General features: G+C 71.4%; 13 protein-coding genes. 10 read left to right on the top strand and 3 right to left on the bottom strand.

The window, feature by feature from the left end; genetic code table 11:
* Positions 1-38: 38 nt before the first annotated feature.
* The 3 genes from ACFVDM_RS12385 to ACFVDM_RS12375 all read right to left on the bottom strand — a co-directional run bounded on the left by ACFVDM_RS12385 (position 39) and on the right by ACFVDM_RS12375 (position 2,893).
* Entirely contained in the window at positions 39-1,127 is a 1,089-nt protein-coding gene (locus ACFVDM_RS12385; protein WP_383636967.1) for a WD40/YVTN/BNR-like repeat-containing protein, read from the bottom strand.
* 171 nt (positions 1,128-1,298) lie between these two features.
* Complete coding sequence (locus ACFVDM_RS12380) at positions 1,299-1,832, bottom strand: GNAT family N-acetyltransferase (RefSeq protein ID WP_383636964.1); 534 nt, start codon at positions 1,830-1,832, stop codon at positions 1,299-1,301.
* Complete coding sequence (locus ACFVDM_RS12375; protein ID WP_383636961.1) at positions 1,829-2,893, bottom strand: LacI family DNA-binding transcriptional regulator; 1,065 nt, start codon at positions 2,891-2,893, stop codon at positions 1,829-1,831. The genes ACFVDM_RS12380 and ACFVDM_RS12375 overlap by 4 nt, the downstream gene beginning before the upstream one ends.
* A gap of 215 nt (positions 2,894-3,108) precedes the next feature.
* Here ACFVDM_RS12375 and ACFVDM_RS12370 point away from each other — a divergent pair, with 215 nt between their 5' ends.
* The 10 genes from ACFVDM_RS12370 (at position 3,109) to ACFVDM_RS12325 (ending at position 18,610) form a co-directional block, all read left to right on the top strand.
* A complete protein-coding gene (locus ACFVDM_RS12370; RefSeq protein WP_383637997.1) occupies positions 3,109-4,353 on the top strand; it encodes an extracellular solute-binding protein in 1,245 nt (414 codons plus the stop codon).
* 2 nt (positions 4,354-4,355) lie between these two features.
* On the top strand, positions 4,356-5,285 hold the full coding sequence (locus ACFVDM_RS12365) for a carbohydrate ABC transporter permease (protein WP_383636958.1): 930 nt from the start codon (positions 4,356-4,358) through the stop codon (positions 5,283-5,285).
* A gap of 4 nt (positions 5,286-5,289) precedes the next feature.
* Positions 5,290-6,183: a carbohydrate ABC transporter permease gene (locus ACFVDM_RS12360; RefSeq protein ID WP_383636955.1), complete on the top strand. Its 894-nt coding sequence runs from the start codon at positions 5,290-5,292 to the stop codon at positions 6,181-6,183.
* Between the two features lie 51 nt (positions 6,184-6,234).
* Complete coding sequence (locus tag ACFVDM_RS12355) at positions 6,235-8,646, top strand: glycoside hydrolase family 3 N-terminal domain-containing protein (protein WP_383636952.1); 2,412 nt, start codon at positions 6,235-6,237, stop codon at positions 8,644-8,646.
* 170 nt (positions 8,647-8,816) lie between these two features.
* Positions 8,817-9,914, top strand: coding sequence for an endo-1,4-beta-xylanase (locus ACFVDM_RS12350; RefSeq protein ID WP_383636949.1), 1,098 nt, complete (start codon positions 8,817-8,819; stop codon positions 9,912-9,914).
* Positions 9,915-9,927: 13 nt separating this feature from the next.
* Entirely contained in the window at positions 9,928-13,113 is a 3,186-nt protein-coding gene (locus tag ACFVDM_RS12345) for a glycosyl hydrolase 115 family protein (protein ID WP_383636946.1), read from the top strand.
* 35 nt (positions 13,114-13,148) lie between these two features.
* Entirely contained in the window at positions 13,149-13,541 is a 393-nt protein-coding gene (locus tag ACFVDM_RS12340; protein ID WP_383636943.1) for a hypothetical protein, read from the top strand.
* A gap of 69 nt (positions 13,542-13,610) precedes the next feature.
* Positions 13,611-13,883, top strand: coding sequence for a DUF1876 domain-containing protein (locus ACFVDM_RS12335; RefSeq protein ID WP_383636940.1), 273 nt, complete (start codon positions 13,611-13,613; stop codon positions 13,881-13,883).
* A 143-nt stretch (positions 13,884-14,026) separates the two neighbouring features.
* A complete protein-coding gene (locus tag ACFVDM_RS12330) occupies positions 14,027-15,124 on the top strand; it encodes an NADH:flavin oxidoreductase/NADH oxidase (RefSeq protein WP_383636937.1) in 1,098 nt (365 codons plus the stop codon).
* Positions 15,125-15,355: 231 nt separating this feature from the next.
* Positions 15,356-18,610, top strand: coding sequence for a LamG-like jellyroll fold domain-containing protein (locus ACFVDM_RS12325; RefSeq protein ID WP_383636934.1), 3,255 nt, complete (start codon positions 15,356-15,358; stop codon positions 18,608-18,610).
* The last annotated feature ends 37 nt before the right edge of the window (positions 18,611-18,647 follow it).

The following is an 18,647-nucleotide window of genomic DNA, read 5'->3' as shown; positions in this document are numbered from 1 at the left end:
CGGCCGGCCCGGGGCAGGGTCCCGGGCCGCTCCCCGGCTCAGCCCTCCACGGCCGCCGCCCGGACGCACAGCACATCGGGCAGATGCGAGGCGAGCTGGTGCCAGGTGTCCCCGTCGTCCGCACTCGCGTACACCTCGCCGTTGCGGTTGCCGAAGTAGATCCCGGCCGGATCCGCGTCGTCCGTGCAGAGGGCGTCGCGCAGCACCGTGCCGTAGTGGGCTCCCTCGGGCAGGCCGTTCGACAGCGGCTCCCAGCTCTCACCGGCGTCGGTCGTCCGGAAGACCCGGCAGCGGTGCTCGGCCGGGACCCGGTCGGCGTCGGCGTTGATCGGGAAGAGGTAGGCCGTGTTCGCCCGGTGCGGGTGCGCGGCGACGGCGAAGCCGAAGTCGGAGGGCAGTCCCGCGCCGATGTCCGTCCAGTGGCTCCCGGCGTCGTCGCTGCGGAACACGCCCCAGTGGTTCTGGAGATAGAGCCGGTCGGGGTCGACCGCGTCCCGGCTCACCTTGTGCACGCACTGGCCGAACTCGGGGTCCGGATCGGGCAGGAACACCGCCGAGACCCCCTTGTTGGCGGGCTCCCAGCTCTCACCGCCGTCGGCGGTCCGGAACACCCCGGCCGTCGAGACGGCGACCGTCACCGCGCGCGGGTCCCGCTCGTCCGTCAGGACCGTGTGCAGCCCCTCGCCGCCCCCGCCGGGCACCCACCGGTCACGCGTCGGATGCTCCCAGAGCGGCCGCACCAGCTCGAAGGACTCGCCCCGGTCCGCGGACCGGAACAGCGCGGCCGGCTCCGTGCCCGCGTACACCACGTCGGGCGCCTCCGGGCCCGCCGGATGCAACTGCCAGACCCGCTCCAGGGAGGTCCCGGTGAACTCCGGGAACTTCACCGCCGGTTTCTGCGGCTCGACCCAGCTCGCGCCCAGGTCGTCGGAGTGGAACACGGACGGGCCCCAGTGCGCGCTGTCGCCGCCCACCAGCAGCCGGGGGACGTCCCCGCGGGTGTCGATGCCGATCGAGTAGATCGCCTGGGCGTTGAAATGCGGACCGTCGAACTCCCACGTGCCACCGCGCCTGCGGCCGATGAAGAGCCCCTTGCGGGTGCCGACGGCGAGCAGAACACTTGTCATGACCGAACCTCCCGAAACGCCGTTGTGCCGGATACGGGCCAGTCTGCACCCCGGCACTGACAACGCCCCGCAGGACGGCACCGGGCACCGCGCCTTCCTCGGTCCGCGCCCCCAGGGCCTGTCCGACCGCTCCCGTCGTCCGCCCGGCGACCGACCGCACGGGCCCCGCTCTCAGGAGCGCGGGGCCCCGGCGGCCCGGGTGAGCAGCCGCGTCGTGGATCCGTCCTCCTCGGCGAGGTCGTCCACGTGCCGGAAACCGATGCGGTCCAGCAGGGCGAGGGAGGCCGCGTTGTCCGCGGCCACCGTGGCGTGGACCTCGGACAGGCCCAGCGCGGTGAAACCGTGGGCGACCAGGGCCTCGGCGATCTCCGTCCCCAGCCCCTTGCCCCAGACCGAGGGCGTCAGGGCGTAGACGATCTCGTGGCCGTCCACCTCCGGCTCGGGGGACGGTTTGATCTCCGCGTGGCCGACGGCGCGCCCTTCGTGGCGCACGATCCAGACGCCGAACAGGTCGAGCGCGTAGACCTTGGAGAAGATGCGGGCGAAGAGGGCCCGGTCCTCGGCCTCCGTGGACCGGCCGTCGCCCAGCCGGCGCCCCACCCGGGGATCCCGGAACAGCGCGACGAAATCCTCCTCGTCGGCGGGGACGTACGGCTCCAGGAGCAGCCGGCCGGTCCGCAGGACCGGGGACTTCGACGCGCTCACGACCGGCCCCCGGGGGCGGCCGTGCTGCTGCGGGTCACCAGATTGGTGGCCAGGTCGACGCGGGTCGTCGCCGGCTGCCTGCCCCTGCCCAGGTCGAGGACCAGACGGGCCGCCGTCTCGGCCATCTCGATCAGCGGCTGGCGCACCGTGGTGAGCGGCGGGCCGATCCAGCGGGTGAGTGGGAGGTCGTCGAAGCCGACGACACTCAGGTCCTCGGGGATGCGCAGGCCCAGCTCGCGGGCGGCCTCGTACACCCCGAGTGCCTGGAGGTCGTTGCCCGCGAAGACCGCCGTCGGCCGGTCGGGCAGGCGCAGCAGCTCCAGCCCCGCCGTGTACCCCGCCTCGTGCTGGAACTCGCCCTCGCGGAACAGCTCGGGGTCGATCGGCAGTCCCGCGGTCTCCATCGCCGCGCGGTAGCCGTCCACCCGGGCCCGGCTGCACATCATGCGCGAGGGCCCGCTGATCACGCCGATGCGGCGGTGGCCCAGGCCGGTGAGATGGCGGGTGGCGGCGAGCCCGCCCTGCCAGTTCGTCGTCCCGACCGAGGGGACGTCGTCGCCGGGGTCGCCGGCCGGGTCCACCACCGCGTACGGGATGGAGCGGCTGGTCAGCTGGGCGCGCTGGGCGGCCGTGAGGTCCGAGAGCACCAGGATCACCCCGACGGGGCGGCGGGCCAGCACCCCGTCCACCCAGGTCTGGCCGGGGGTGAGCCGGCCGGCGCTCTCCGAGAGCACCAGGCTCAGGCCCTCCTCGCGCGCGACGTTCTCCACCCCGCGCACGACCTCCATGGCCCACGCGCTGTCCAGCTCGTGGAAGACCAGGTCGATCAGTTGCGACTGGGTGGCGGAGCCGCGTCTGCGGCGGTAGCCGTGGCGCAGGAGCAGCTCCTCCACCTTGGTGCGTGTGCCCGGGGCGACATCCGCGCGCCCGTTCAGCACCTTCGAAACTGTCGGAGCCGAGACTCCGGCCGCTCGGGCGATTTCCGCCAGGGTGGCAGTGCCTTCCGACGCATCGCCGGCCGGCGCGTTCTCCTGATGTGACTGGACGTTTGCGGGGCTCATGAAGGGATCGTAGCTTCCCTCGGCGCCGGGGCAACGTCCCGGTGCGGTCCGGCCAATTGCCTGCTCCCACCCTCTTGACGCGCCCGAAACGCGACCGTACGGTTCCGGCAACATTCGGAAGTGGTACCGAAACATTCGACAGAGGTGCGGTCATGCGGTCGGGCATTTTCACTCATGGTTCACGTACGGCGAGATGGACCGCGGCCGGTGCCGCCATGGTCATGGCCGGTCTCCTCGCGGGCTGCGGCTCCGACGGCGGGAGCGGAGGCGGCGGCACCCTCACCGCGTACGTCTACGGCGACGACGCCGTCAAGGTTCAGCAGGCGGCGGTGAAGGAGTTCAACAAGACCTCCGACGTCAAGGTCAAGCTCGTCTCCGTCCCCGGCACCGAGTACGTCAACAAGCTCCGCAGCGCCATGGGCTCCCCGAGCGCGCCCGACATCTTCTTCAACTGGGGCGGCGGCTCCATCAAGCCGTACGTCGACGCGAACCAGCTGGTCGACCTCACGTCCACGATCAAGAACGACGCCACGCTCAAGAACGGATTCCTCCCGTCCATCGTCGCCGCCGGCGGTCTCGACGGGAAGACCTACGGCATCCCGATGCGCGGCATGCAGCCCGTGATGCTCTTCTACAACAAGACCCTCTTCGCCGAGAACAACGTCCAGGTCCCCAAGACCTGGGAGGACCTGCAGAAGGCCATCACCGCCTTCAAGGCCAAGGGCATCACGCCGTTCGCCCTCGGCGGCTCCGACAAGTGGCCCGAGCTGATGTGGATGGAGTACCTCCTCGACCGGATCGGCGGCCCCGACGTCTTCCGGAAGATCCAGAACGGCGACAGCTCGGCGTGGGGCGACCCGGCCGTGCTCAAGACGGCGCAGACGGTCGAGCAGCTCGTCGACGACGGCGCCTTCGGCAAGAACTTCAACTCCGTCGACTACGGCAACGGCGGTGCCCCCACCCTGCTCAACAAGGGCAAGGCCGCCATGCACCTGATGGGTTCGTGGGAGTACTCGACGCAGCTCGGCAAGGCGCCGAAGTTCGCCGAGAAGGACCTCGGCTGGACCGCCTTCCCGACGGTCGCCGGAGGCGTCGGCAACCCGGCGAACGTGGTCGGCAACCCCACCAACTACTGGTCCGTCAACGCCCGCACCAAGCACAAGGACGCCGCCATCGCCTTCCTGAAGGCCATGGCCGCCGAGTCCTACAGCAAGGCGCTCGTCGACAACGGAGACGTCCCCACCACGTCCAACGCCGCGTCGATGCTGAACACCTCGCCGAACCCGCAGTTCGCCAACGACCAGTACACGATGGTCCAGAAGGCGCCCGACTTCACGCTCTCCTGGGACCAGGCCCTGGAGTCGAAGATCGCCACCCCGCTGCTCACCGAGATCAGCAAGCTGTTCGCCGGCAAGTCCACGCCCGAGCAGTTCGTCGCCGCGATGAAGGCCGTCAACTGACGATGTCCCAGCTCTCCACGTACAGGAAGGTGCGCGGAGGAGGAAGGGCGGCCGCCGGCAGCGTCGGCCGCCCTTCGGTCGCCTGGGCCCTGCCCGGCATCCTCTTCTTCGCCCTCTTCGCGATCGTCCCGCTGGCGATCGCCGCCTATCTCTCCTTCTGCCACTGGGACGGGCTGAACTCCCCGACCCTCGCCGGCGCGGACAACTGGACCCGGTTGTTCAAGGATCCGGAGTTCCGCCAGGCCGCCTGGCTCAGCCTGCTGCTCACCACGATCAGCTGGGCCTTCCAGACCCCGGTGGCCCTGCTGCTCGGTGTCTGGGCGGCGGGCAGGCAGCGCAGCCGGGCCGTGCTCTCCGCGGTCTTCTTCATCCCGCTGCTGCTGTCCACCACGGCCATCGCGATGCTCTTCCACGCGCTGCTCGACCCCAACTTCGGTGTGATCAACACCATCGGACCGTGGATCGGCGTCGACCCGAACATCATGGGCTCGTCCAACGGGGCGCTGCTCACCGTGGCCTTCGTCGGCGGCTGGCAGTTCATGCCGTTCCACACCCTGATCTACCAGGGCGGAACCCGGCAGATCCCGCAGGTGCTCTACCAGGCGGCGGAGATCGACGGCGCCGGCATGCTCAGGCAGTTCTTCCACATCACGCTGCCGCAGCTCCGCCACACCATCACGACCTCCTCGGTCCTGATGATCGTCGGTTCGCTGACCTACTTCGACACCGTGCTGATCATGACCAAGGGCGGGCCCGGCACGGACACCACCGTGCTGCCGTACCTGATGTACCGGACCGGATTCCAGACCTACGACCTCGGCTACGCCGCGGCGATCGCCACCGCCCTGGTCGTGGTGGCCACCGCCCTGTCGCTGATCCTGGTCCGCTTCAGCGGCTTCGGGAACATGCGGTCCACCCGGGAAGGTATGTGACGAGATGTCGACCGACACCCGCCCCGCGCCGCGCCTCGCGTCGCCCGTGACCCGCGGCCGGGCCGCGACCGCCGCGCGCCGCCGTCGCTGGGGCAACCCCCTGGCCGGCCTCGGTTCCCTGGTCTGGCTCGTGATCGTGGCCGTACCGCTCTACACGCTGCTCTCCGCCTCCCTGATGCACCAGGACCAGGCGCTGAACGGCGATCCGCTGGCGCTGCCGACCGACCCGACGCTCGACAACTACCGCACGGTGCTGGACAGCGGCTTCTCCTCGATGCTCGTCAACACGGCCATCGTCGCCGTGTCCACCGTCGCGATCGTGCTGGTGCTCGCGGTCCCCGTGGCCTATGTCGCGGTACGGACCCGCAGCCGCCTCTCCGGGCTCGCCTTCCGCACCTTCCTGCTCGGCGTCGCCATTCCGGCGCAGGCCGTGATCGTGCCGCTCTACCTGCTCATCACCAAGCTGGGCCTGTACGACAGCCTGCCCGCGATCATCCTGCCGACCGCCGCCTTCGCGATGCCGGTCGCCGTCCTGATCCTCAGCGGCACCATGCGTGACGTCTCCGAGGAGATGTACGAGGCCATGGCCCTGGACGGCGCGTCGCCGCTGCGGATGCTGTGGCAGCTGGCCGTCCCGATGTCCAAGGGCGGCATCAGCACCGTGGCCATCTACACGGCGCTCCAGGCGTGGAACGGCTTCCTGTTCCCGCTGATCCTGACGCAGTCGGAGGAGAACCGGGTCCTGACCCTCGGCCTGTTCAACTTCATGTCCCAGTTCGGGGTGAACATCCCCGCCGTGCTGGCCGCGATCGTGCTCTCGGTCGTGCCGATCTTCGCCGTGTACCTCGTGGCGCGCAAGGCGCTGGTCAACGGACTGATGGGGGTGGGCGGCAAGTAGAGATCCACGCCGCCCCGCACCACCGTACTCATGAGAGGAACCCCTGCCCCCATGGCAATCCCCGCTGTCCCGCATGCCCGCTCCACGCCGGACCCGTCCGTCGACGGCCCGTGGCGCGACCCGTCCCGCACCCCCGAGGAGCGGGTGGCCGATCTGATCCCCCGGATGACCCTGGAGGAGAAGGCCGCCCAGTTGTACGGCATCTGGGTGGGCGCCGACGCCGACGGCGACGGGGTCGCCCCCCACCAGAACGACATGGTCGACCCCGTCGACTGGGACGCACTGACCACCCGGGGCCTCGGCCAGCTCACCCGCCCCTTCGGCACCGCCCCCGTCGACCCCGGCCTCGGCGCCCTCGCCCTGGCCCGCGCCCAGAGCCGCATCGCCGGAGCCGGCCGCTTCGGCATCCCGGCGCTCGCCCACGAGGAGTGCCTGGCGGGCTTCACCGCCTGGGGCGCCACCGCCTACCCCGTGCCCCTGTCGTGGGGCGCCGCCTGGAACCCGGAGCTGGTCGCCGAGATGGCCCGCCGGATCGGCGAGGACATGCGCGCCGTCGGCATCCACCAGGGCCTCGCCCCCGTCCTGGACGTCGTCCGCGACCTGCGCTGGGGCCGGGTCGAGGAGACCATCGGCGAGGACCCCTATCTCGTCGCCACCCTCGGCACCGCCTACGTCCGCGGACTGGAGTCCGCCGGCATCGTCGCCACGCTCAAGCACTTCGCCGGATACGCGGCCTCCGCCGGCGCCCGCAACCTCTCGCCGGTCCGCGCCGGGGCCCGCGAGATGGCGGACGTGATCCTGCCGCCCTTCGAGATGGCGCTGCTGGAGGGCGGGGCGCGCTCGGTCATGCACTCCTACGCGGAGATCGACGGAGTGCCCGCCGCCGCCGACCCGGAGCTGCTGACCGGCCTGCTCCGGGACACCTGGGGGTTCACCGGGACCGTCGTCGCCGACTACTTCGGCATCGGCTTCCTGGAGACCCTGCACAAGGTCGCCGCCGACCGCGCCGGGGCCGCCCGGCTCGCCCTGACCGCGGGGGTGGACGTCGAACTGCCCACGGTCCGCAGCTACGGCGACGTCCTGGTCACCGCCGTCCGCGAGGGCGCCGTCGACGAGGAACTGGTCGACCGGGCGCTGCGCCGCGTCCTGCTCCAGAAGTGCGAGCTGGGCCTGCTGGACCCCGACTGGTCGCCGCTGCCCGCCGCCCTGAAGGACACCGACCCCGGGCAGGCCCGCGAACGGGTCGACCTGGACCCGCCGGAGAACCGGGCGCTCGCCCGCGAACTCGCCGAACAGGCCTGTGTGCTGCTCGCCAACCCCGGAGGCACGCTGCCGCTGCGCGCCCCCGGACGGATCGCCGTCGTCGGGCCGCGCGCGGACGACGCGCTGGCCATGCTCGGCTGCTACTCCTTCCCCAGCCACGTCGGCGTCTCGCACCCGGAGAGCACGATGGGGATCGATGTGCCGACCGTGCTGGAGGCCGTCCGCGCGGAGTTCCCGGACGCGGGCGTCGGCTTCGCCGAGGGCTGCGCGGTGGACGGCACCGACACCTCCGGGTTCCCGGAGGCGGTCCGGCTCGCCGGGGACGCCGACGTCTGCGTGGCCGTGCTCGGCGACCGGGCTGGCCTCTTCGGCCGGGGCACCTCCGGCGAGGGCTGCGACGCGGCCGACCTCGCGCTGCCCGGGGTGCAGGGCGAACTGCTCGACGCCCTGCTGGCCACCGGCACGCCCGTGGTGCTGGTGATGCTGACCGGCCGCCCCTACGGGCTCGGGCCGTGGGCCGGCCGGGCCGCCGCCGTCGTCCAGGCCTTCTTCCCCGGCGAGGAGGGCGGTCCGGCGCTGGCCGGGGTGCTGTCCGGCCGGGTCAACCCCTCGGGCCGGCTGCCGGTGGGCGTGCCGCGCGGGGCCGGGGGCCAGCCGTGGACGTATCTGCAGCCGCCGCTGGGGCTGGCGAGCGGGGTCAGCAGCCTCGACCCGACGCCGCTCTACCCCTTCGGCCACGGTCTGTCGTACACCGCCTTCGACTGGGAGGGCGGCGATCCGGAACCGGCCGAACTGCCCACCGACGGCTCCGCGGACGTGGAGATCACGGTCCGCAACTCCGGGGACCGCGAGGGGGCCGAGGTGGTCCAGCTCTACCTCCACGACCCGGTCGCCCAGACCACCCGCCCGCAGGCACGGCTGATCGGCTACGCCCGGGTCCCGCTCGCCGCGGGCGCCGCCGCCCGGGTCCGCTTCCGCTTCCACGCGGACCTGGCGTCCTTCACCGGGACCGGCGGTCGAAAGGTCGTCGAACCGGGGGATCTGGAGCTGAGGTTCGCTCCGTCCAGCGACGCGGACGCGGTCCGCCGGACCGTACGGCTGCGGCTGACCGGCCCGGAACGGGTCGTCGACCACCGGCGCCGCCTGGTCTGCGGGGTCTCGGTCGAGCCGGTCCCCGTCGCGGAGCCCGCCGCACCCTGACCGGTCGCGCACCGGCCCCCGCGCACCACCCCTTCGTGGACCTCCCCGCCCTGCCTGCTCGTCCGCCGGATGCGGGGAGGTCCACGAAACTTTCGGAACACCTTCATCGAACGTGCGTCGATCCCGGTACCCAGGGTCCGGGACGGCGTGTCCAGCGAAAGGGATGTGTCATGCGCAAGACAATCCGGGCGGGTCTGGTCGGCACCGCCGCCGCGGCCCTGCTCGTCTCCTCCTTCACGCTCAACGCCTCGGCCGCACCCGAGCACACCGCCGCCCGGGGCAAGCCGAAGCCGCCCGCCGCGGACACCCTCGGAGGCCTCGGCCAGCGGGCCGGACTGCGCATCGGCACGGCCGTGGACATGGACGCCCTGGCCGCCGACGCGCCCTACCGGGCCCGTGCGGCGGGCGAGTTCACCTCCGTCACCCCCGAGAACGTCATGAAGTGGGAGGTCGTGGAGCCCCGGCGCGGCACCTACGACTGGAGCGCCGCCGACGCGCTCGTCGACTTCGCCCGGAGCAACGGCCAGCTGGTGCGCGGCCACACCCTGCTCTGGCACAACCAGCTGCCCGGCTGGCTCACCGACGGCGACTTCACCGCCGACGAACTCCGCGCCCTGCTGCGCAAGCACATCACCGACCAGGCGAGCCACTTCAAGGGCCGGATCTGGCAGTGGGACGTCGTCAACGAGGCCTTCAACGACGACGGCACCCTGCGCGACAGCATCTGGCTGCGCACCCTCGGACCCGGCTACATCGCCGACGCCTTCCGCTGGGCCCACCGGGCCGACCCCAGGGCCAAGCTGTACATCAACGACTACAACATCGAGGGCGTCAACGCCAAGAGCACCGCCCTCTACGACCTGGTCACCGAGCTGCGCGCCCAGGGCGTCCCCGTCGACGGCGTCGGCATCCAGGGCCACCTCTCCGTCCAGTACAACGCCCCGCACGACATCGCCGCCAACATGAAGCGGTTCGACGACCTCGGCCTGGAGACCGCGATCACCGAGGCCGACGTCCGGGTCCCGATGCCCGTGGACAGCACCGACCAGGAGGCCCAGGCCGAGGGGTACGACGTGCTGCTGCGCGGCTGCCTGCTCACGCGGCACTGCACCGACTTCACCGTGTGGGGCTTCACCGACCGCTACTCCTGGGTCCCCGAGACCTTCGAGGGCGAGGGCGCCGCCAACCTCCTCGACGAGAACTACGGGCCCAAGCCCGCGTACCAGGCCCTCACCGAGGACCTGAAGCTCGCCGCCGGCCGGAAGTGAGGGAGGCATCCGCATGAACGACGACAGCGTCCCGCGCACCACCAGCCGCAGAGCGGCGCTCGGCCTCGGCCTGGGACTCACCGCCCTGGCCGCCACCCCGCTCGGCTCCCTCGCCGGGCTCACCGCAGAGGCCTCGGCCGCCGGGCACGGACCGGCCGCGGAGCCGACCGACCCGGGCGCGTACATCACCTTCACCCCCGGGAAGGGCACCTTCCCGCTGGCCGGGGACGGGCGCGCCGCCCCGCTCCTGGTCAGCGACCGCGACTGGCCCGGTGTGGTCCGGGTCGCGGGGGATCTGCGCGACGACATCGAACGGGTCACCGGCATCCGCCCCGTCCTGTCGCACACCCCGGTGGCCGGGGCCCGCGAGATCACCGTCATCGGCACCCTGGGCCGCAGTCCCCTGATCGACGACCTGGTCACCCGGGGCGTACTCGACGTCTCCGGTCTGCGGGGCGCCTGGGAGACCAGCCTCCAGACCGTCGTCGAGCGGCCGATGCCCGGGGTGGACCGGGCCTTCGTGATCGTGGGCAGCGACCAGCGCGGCACGGTCTTCGGTGCGTACGACGTCTCGCGCGGCATCGGCGTCTCGCCCTGGTACTGGTGGGACGACGTGAAACCCGAACGCCGGGACCGCGTCCACGTACGGCCCGGCCGGCACACCCAGGGCACCCCCGCCGTGAAGTACCGCGGCTTCTTCATCAACGACGAGAACCCGGCGCTCGGCACCTGGGCCCCCGGCTACTTCGGCCCCGGCAAGGCCCCCGGCTTCGAGGGCGGCTTCAACGCCGGCTTCTACGCCAAGGTCTTCGAGGTGATGCTGCGCCTGAAGGCCAACTACCTCTGGCCTGCGGTCTGGGGACGCGCCTTCGCCGAGGACGACCCGCTCAACCACGCCACCGCCAAGGCGTACGGCGTCGTCATGGGCACCTCGCACGAGGCCCCGATGATGCGCGGCATCGAGGAGTGGAACCGGCACGCCGTCGCCGCCGTACGGGACGGCGACGGCAACGTCACCACCCCCGGCCACGACCCCTACGGCGGCACCGGCGAATGGTCCTTCCGCCGCAACGCCGAGGCGATCAAGGCCTACTGGGCCGAGGGCATCCGGCGGATGCGCGACGAGGACTTCGAAGGCGTCGTCACCCTCGGCATGCGCGGCAACGGCGACGTCAGCCTCCCCGACGGCGACGGCATCGAGCTGATGACCGAGATCATCGCCACCCAGCGGCAGATCCTCGCCGAGGTGTCCGGCCGGGACATCACCACGATTCCCCAGGTCTGGACGCTCTACAAGGAGGTCCAGCGCTACTGGGACCGGGGACTGCGGGTCCCGGACGATGTCACGGTCGTCCTCACCGACGACAACTGGGCCAACATCCGCAAGCTCCCCGACCCCCGCGAGGCCGCCCGCGCGGGTGGCTACGGGCTCTACTACCACTTCGACTACGTGGGCGTCGGACGCAACTACAAGTGGGTCGACACCGCCTCCCTGCCCAATCTCTGGGACCAGCTCCACCAGTGCGCCGCCTACGGCAACCGCGGTCTGTGGGTCACCAACGTCGGTGACCTCAAGGGCAACGAACTGCCCACCCAGTTCTTCCTGGACTACGCCTGGAACCCCGGCCGCTGGACCCTGGACCGGCTGCCGGAGTGGGAGCAGGGCTACGCCCGGCAGAACTTCGGCGAGAGGAAGGCCGCCGAGATCGCCGCCGTACTGAACACGTACGCGCGGCTCCAGTCGCGGCGCAAGCCCGAACTGCTCAACCGGAAAATCACCCTGGACCCGGCCAAGGACCCCGCCCAGGACTCCTCCGCGGTCGTGTACGACGACGAGGCGAGCCCGTTCAGCCTCGTCGACTACCGCGAACTGGAGCGCGTCACCGAGGAGTGGCGGCTCCTCGGCGCCGAGGCCGAGCGCGTCGGGCGCGGCCTGCCGGCCTCCGCCCAGGACGCCTGGTACGAACTGGTCGGCTACGAGGTGGCGGCGACCGCCAATCTGTACGCGCTGCGCGAGGCCGAGTTCACCAACCTGCACTACGCCGGACAGGGCCGGGCCCGCACCAACGCCCTCGCGGCCGCCGCCGAGGCCGGGCTCGCCGACGACCTGGCCCTGGCCGACCGCTTCAACACCCGTGTCGCGGGCGGCAAATGGAAGGGATTCCAGACCCAGCCGCACATCGACTACGGCGACGTCGCCCGCTACGGACCCAACGCCCCCTGGCAGCAGCCCGAGATCGACAACGTCGCGATCAAGGACGTGCTCTTCCCCGCGGTCCGGCGCATCGACCTGCCCGCCGCCGCCGAGATGGGCGTGGCCGTGGACGGTTCCGCGCACTGGTGGCCGAAGGAGCGGGGCCGTCCCGTGCTGCCGGTCTTCAGCCCGTACCAGAGCCAGCCCGCCCAGTACATCGAGGTGTTCAACCGGGGCCGGGCCCCGTTCGACTACCGGGTGCGCACCGGAGCGCCCTGGCTGCGGGCGGACCGGGTCCGGGGCCGGGTCACCGACCAGGACCGGATCACCCTGCGCGTCGACTGGGACCGCGCCCCGAGGGGGACCACCGAGGTCCCGGTCACGGTGACCGGGCCGGCCGGCCGCGAGGTCGTCGTGACGGCGGTCGTCGACCGGCCGGCCCTCTCCGGAGCGCGGCCGGAGGGCTTCGTGGAGGCCAACGGCTACGTCTCCATCGAGGCCGACCACGTCACCCGGGCCGTCGGCGGCCGGGGCATCACCTGGCAGCGCATCCCCGGCATCGGCCGGACCGGCGCGGGCATGGAACCCTTCCCCGTCACCGCTGCCCGCCAGGTGCCCGGTGGCCGGGGGCCGAGGCTGGAGTACCGGGTCACCCTGTTCACCACCGGGCCGGTCACCGTGCACGCGTACCTCTCGCCCCGCAACAACCCGCTGCCGACCGACGGGCTGACCTACGCCGTCTCCTTCGACGACGACGCCCCGCGGTCGGTGAACGTCACGCGGACCACCGGGGCCGACGACGGCACGATGAACCCGCAGTGGGCGCGCAACACCTCCGACAACGTCAACATCACCAGCACCGTGCACCACATCGGCGAGGCCGGCGCGCATGTGCTGAAATTCTGGATGGTCGATCCGACGGTGGTGCTGCAGAACCTGGTGATCGACACCGGCGGCCTCAAGCCCAGCTGTCTGGGCCCGCCGGAGAGCCTCCGGCTGCGCTGAAGCCCGGGGGACCGGGCGCGGAGGAGAACAGAGCGATGACGAGCGGGAACGGCCACGACACGGTGGCCGGGGACCTGGAGATCACCCCCATGGGCACCGAGGTGCGGATCCGGGCCGTGACGGCGTCCGGGGCGTTCTCGCTCGTCTGCTCACCGGACCGGGCCCGGGAGCTGGCCGCCGCACTCGGCGCCGCGGCCGACTACGCGGCGTCGGCACGCACGGCCGACCCGGTCACCGTCCGCGCGGACGGGCTGCGCCGGGGCGATGTGCGCGACGGCGAGCGCGTGATGACGGTGGAGTCCGTCCGGACCGACGGGGCCACCGTCCACATCGGCTGGAAATCCGGCGCGGGCCGCGGCTGGAACCAGTCGTACGATGCCGACGCCATGATCACCCTGCGCCGCAGGGGGCCGGAGCTCGCCGTCTGACCCCGGGCCGCCGTGCGACGCCGGGGGAGCGGGCGCACCCTGGAGAGGTAGCTCCCGGAGGTGAGCGCCATGACCCAGACGGCTGTCGGATGGCACATCGAGCTCGAATTCGAGGAGGACACCCAGCGCACCCGTGCGGCCGCGCTCGTCAGGCTGTCGGACGGGACCGAGGTACGGGCCCACGGCTACGCCAGCCGCCACCCCGCCGACGCCCGCCAGCCCCGGGTGGGCGAGGAGATCGCGGGCGCCCGCGCCCTCAACGAGCTGGCGATGAAGCTGCTGACCAAGGCGCATGACGAGATCGACGAGGCCTCGGGGCGGACCTCGTACCCGCTGACCTGAGGAAAGCCGCGGAACGGGGGCAGGGCCGCGGCGGGCTGCCGCGCCTGCCGCTTAGTACGAGAGACTTCGTAATTTGACGGGCGTCGTAGTACGGGATGTATCGTACTAGCGATCCTTTCCGGCCCGTCGATGCGGAGTCTGTCGTGAGTGCCCTGTTCGAGCCGTTCACCCTGCGGTCGCTCGTCGTGCCCAACCGGGTGTGGATGGCACCCATGTGCCAGTACAGCGCCGCGCCCCAGGGCCCCGACGCGGGCGTCCCGACCGACTGGCACTTCACCCACCTCGCCGCCCGCGCCACCGGCGGCACCGGTCTGATCCTCGCCGAGGCGACGGCGGTCAGCCCCGAGGGGCGGATCAGCCCGAACGACCTCGGCCTCTGGAACGACACCCAGGCCGCCGCGTTCCGCCGGATCACCGACTTCGTCAGGGCCCAGGGCGCCGTCGTCGGCATCCAGCTCGGGCACGCCGGCCGCAAGGCGTCCGTGGACGTGCCCTGGGCGGGCGGCAGCCCGGTCGGCCCCGAGGCCCACGGCTGGACGCCGGTCGCCCCGAGTCCGCTGCCCTTCGACGAGGGTCACCACGTCCCGCACGAGCTGACCGTCGAGGAGATCCAGCGGGTCGTGGACGACTTCCGCGAGGCCGCGCGCCGCGCGCTCGCCGCGGGCTTCCAGGTCGTCGAGGTGCACGGCGCCCACGGCTACCTCGTCGGCCAGTTCCTCTCGCCGCACAGCAACCACCGCACCGACGCCTACGGCGGCAGCTACGAGAACCGCACCCGCTTCGCACTCCAGGTCGTGGACGCCGTGCGCGAGGTGTGGCCGGACGACCTGCCGGTCTTCTTCCGCATCTCCGCCACGGACTGGCTCAGCGAGAACGCCGACGACGCGCGGGAGGGCTGGACCGCCGACGAGACGGTGCGCTTCGCGGAGGAGCTGCGCGCCCACGGCGTCGACCTGCTCGACGTCTCCACCGGCGGCAACGCCCCCCGCGCCCGCATCGCGACCGGCCCCGGGTACCAGGTGCCCTTCGCCGAGCGCGTGAAGCGCGAGACCTCGCTCCCGGTCGCCGCCGTCGGTCTCATCACCGACCCCCAGCAGGCCGAGAAGATCCTCGCCGAGGGCCGCGCCGACGCCGTCCTCCTCGGCCGCGAACTGCTGCGCAACCCGTCCTGGGCCTGGCACGCGGCAGCCGGGCTGAACGTCCGGGGCCGCGCCCCCGAGCAGTACGACTACGCGATCTGAGCGCACCGTCCGGCGCCGGCCCCCGTCGCGCCTCCCCCGAGGGGAGGGCGGCGGGGGTCCGTGCGTTCCCGGGGCGTTTTCCTTCGAGCAAATTTTTCTATCGTTGAAAATTCTTCGTGCACGACTGTTGTTTTGCGTTTGGTGCTGTGACTCAATGTTCGATCATGTGCTGTGCCTCACAGGATCGAGGCACTACGGCTCTCTCGACAGGACGACGCCTTGAGACGACAAATGCCCTGTTCCCGTGCGGTTCTGAGGACCGTGGCGTGTGCCGCCGCCCTCCTCATACCCGTCGGTGCGACCCTGGTTCCCGCCGCCGCGGCCACCCCGGTCGGTGCTGTCCCGGCCGCGTTCGCCGCGTCCGACCCGGCCACCACCGTCCATGGTCTGAAGGGCGAGTACTACAGCATGTCCGCGCCGGGCGCGCGGGACTTCGCGCAGCTCGGCGGGGTCGCCCTCGAACCGAACATCAACTTCCCCGGCCTCACGGGAACGTTCCAGTCGACCACCGGCCGGACCGAGAACACCACTGCCCGCTGGACCGGCTTCCTCACCGCCCCCGAGGACGGCGACTACACCTTCTCCGCCAGCGGCGACAACGGCTTCCGCCTGTTCATCGACGGCAAGGCCGTCATCGACCACTGGCAGCCGGACTGGGACAACGAGCAGACCAGCGAGCCGATAGCGCTCAAGGCCGGCGAGCCGCACGCGTTCAAGCTGGAGATGTTCCAGGACACCGGCGGCGCGAACATGTTCCTGCGCTGGTCCAGCCCGAAGCTGGCCAAGCAGTTCGTCCCGGAGTCCGCCTTCACCCCGCCCGCCGACTTCGAGGTCTACCCCGTCGGGCTGAGCGTCGCGGACAACGGCACGGAACTGCACGCCGTCTTCGACGACGAGGTCAGCGACTACGGGTCCCTGAAGGACCACCTCACCGTCGAGGCCGACACCACCCCGATGCCGGTCACGTCCGTCACCCGGGCCCGCGGCGGCAGGGAGCTCGTCGTCAAGCTGGGCGCGGCGGTCCTCAAGGACCAGCGCGTCAAGATCGCGTACGACGGCGAGGCCGGCCTGAAGGCGGGCGGCGAGACCGTCCCCGCGATCAACCGCACGGCCACCAACAAGTCGACGCACCGTCTCACCACCAAGTGGGGCGACAAGGTCGACCGCAACCACCCGCTGCCCGAGTACCCCCGGCCGCAGCAGGTGCGCGACAAGTGGAAGAACCTCAACGGCCCGTGGGAGTTCGCCGGTGCCGAGGCGGGCGAGAAGCCGGTCTTCGGCAAGAAGCTCGACGAGCGCATCACCGTGCCGTACCCCGTCGAATCGCAGCTCTCCGGTCTCGAACGCCACGAAGACCACATGTTCTACCGCAAGCTCGTCACCGTCCCGAAGAACTGGGCCGTCAAGGCCGACAAGGGCAACCGGCTGAAGCTCAACTTCGGCGCCGTCGACTACGAGGCGACGGTCTGGGTCAACGGCACGCGGGTCGCCCAGCACACCGGCGGCTACACCGCCTTCAGCGCCGACATCACCGACGCGGTCAAGGGCAGCGGCCCGCAGGAAATCGTTGTCGCGGTCACCGACACCACCGGACCCGACCAGCCCACCGGCAAGCAGTCCGCCAACCCCGGCGGCATCTTCTACACCGCGTCCTCCGGCATCTGGCAGACCGTCTGGATGGAGCCCGTCGCCCCGGCGGCCATCGACTCCCTGACCACGACCCCGGACATCGGCACGGGCCGCCTCGCCCTGAAGGTGAACTCCGAGGACGCCTCCGCGTCCGCCCGGATCACCGCCGTCGCCCGCGACAAGAAGGGCAAGGTCGTCGGCACGGTCACCGGCCCGGCCAACAGCGATCTGAGCCTGCCCGTCGCCAAGCAGCACCTGTGGACCCCGGACGACCCGTACCTGTACGACCTGGAGGTCACCCTCAAGGACGGCCGGTCCAAGGACACCGTCGGCAGCTACTTCGGTATGCGCTCCGTCGGCATCGCCGACGTCGGCGGCTACCGGAAGATCGTCCTCAATGGGAAGCCGTTCTTCTCGCTCGCCCAGCTCGACCAGGGCTTCTACCCGGACGGCCTGAACACCGCGCCCAGCGACGACGCGCTCGTCTTCGACCTGAAGGCGCAGAAGGACCTCGGCTTCAACTCCGTGCGCAAGCACATCAAGGTCGAGCCCGCCCGCTGGTACTACCACGCCGACCGGCTCGGTCTGTTCGTCTGGCAGGACTTCGTCTCCGGCAACCTCACCGACGACAAGGGCCACCAGGCCTTCGTCGACCAGGGCGCCGAGATGATGGAGCAGCTGCACAACTACCCCTCGATCGGCTCCTGGATCGTCTTCAACGAAGGCTGGGGCGAATGGGACCGCACCGAGACCGGCAGGATCACCGAGAAGGTCCAGGCCGCCGACCCCTCCCGCATCGTCAACGCCCACAGCGGTGTCAACTGCTGCAACTCCAAGGGTGACTCGGGCAAGGGCGACATCATCGACCACCACGACTACAACAACACCGACCCGGCCTTCCCGGACGCGAACCGGGCCGCGATGGACGGCGAGCACGGCGGCTTCACCCTGCGGATGCCCGGCCACATGTGGCCCGGTGCCCCGACCGTGATCTACAGCGGCGTCGCCGACAAGGCCGCGCTCACCGCCAAGTACGTCGAGAACACCCGTAAGTACTACCTGGAGGCGGCCGGCGCCGAACTCTCCGGCTCCATCTACACCCAGGTGACCGACCTGGAGAACGAGCTCAACGGCCTCTGGACGTACGACCGCCGCGAGATCAAGGTCGACGCCGCCCAGGTCCGGAAGATCAACCGCGAGGTCATCGCCGCCGGCGCCGCCGCCGGCTCCCGCACCCCGGTCAAGGGCGGCGGCTCCTGGTCGCTCGACGAGAACAAGGGCACCCGGGCCGCCGACGCCGGACCGAACCACAAGGACCTCACCCTCTCCGAGGGCACCTCCTGGACCACCGGCGTCCACGGCTCGGCCCTGAAGTTCAACGGCGAGGGCCAGTACGCCGAGACCGACGGCCCGGTCGTCGACACCACCGGCGACTACACCGTCTCCGCTTGGGCCTCGCTGGACGCGCTTCCCGGCAACTACGCCACCGTCGTCAGCCAGGACGGCCGGCGCCAGGAGAACCCCTTCTACCTCCAGTACGGCCAGGGCGCGTTCGCCTTCTCCACCCCCGGCGCCCACCGGGCCCGCGCGGAGATGACGCCCGAGCCCGGCCGGTGGTACCACCTGGTCGGCGTCCGCAGCGGCGACGAGATCAAGCTGTACGTGGACGGCGCGCTCGTCTCCACCGCCCCGGCCGGATCGGCCGACGTCAGCAGCGGCCCCCTGTCCGTGGGACGCGCCAAGTGGTCGGGGAACAACACCGACTTCTGGAACGGCTCCGTGGACCAGGTCCAGGTGTTCGACAAGGCGCTCACCGACCAGGAGGTGACCGCCCTGTACGACGGCGGCAAGGCATAACACCCGGGGTGCCGCACTCCACGTGCGGCACCCCGCC

Origin of the sequence: Streptomyces sp. NPDC057682 (assembly GCF_042799575.1) — a bacterium.
Lineage (GTDB): Bacteria > Actinomycetota > Actinomycetes > Streptomycetales > Streptomycetaceae > Streptomyces.
This window is presented reverse-complemented; position numbering and strand designations above follow the sequence as displayed.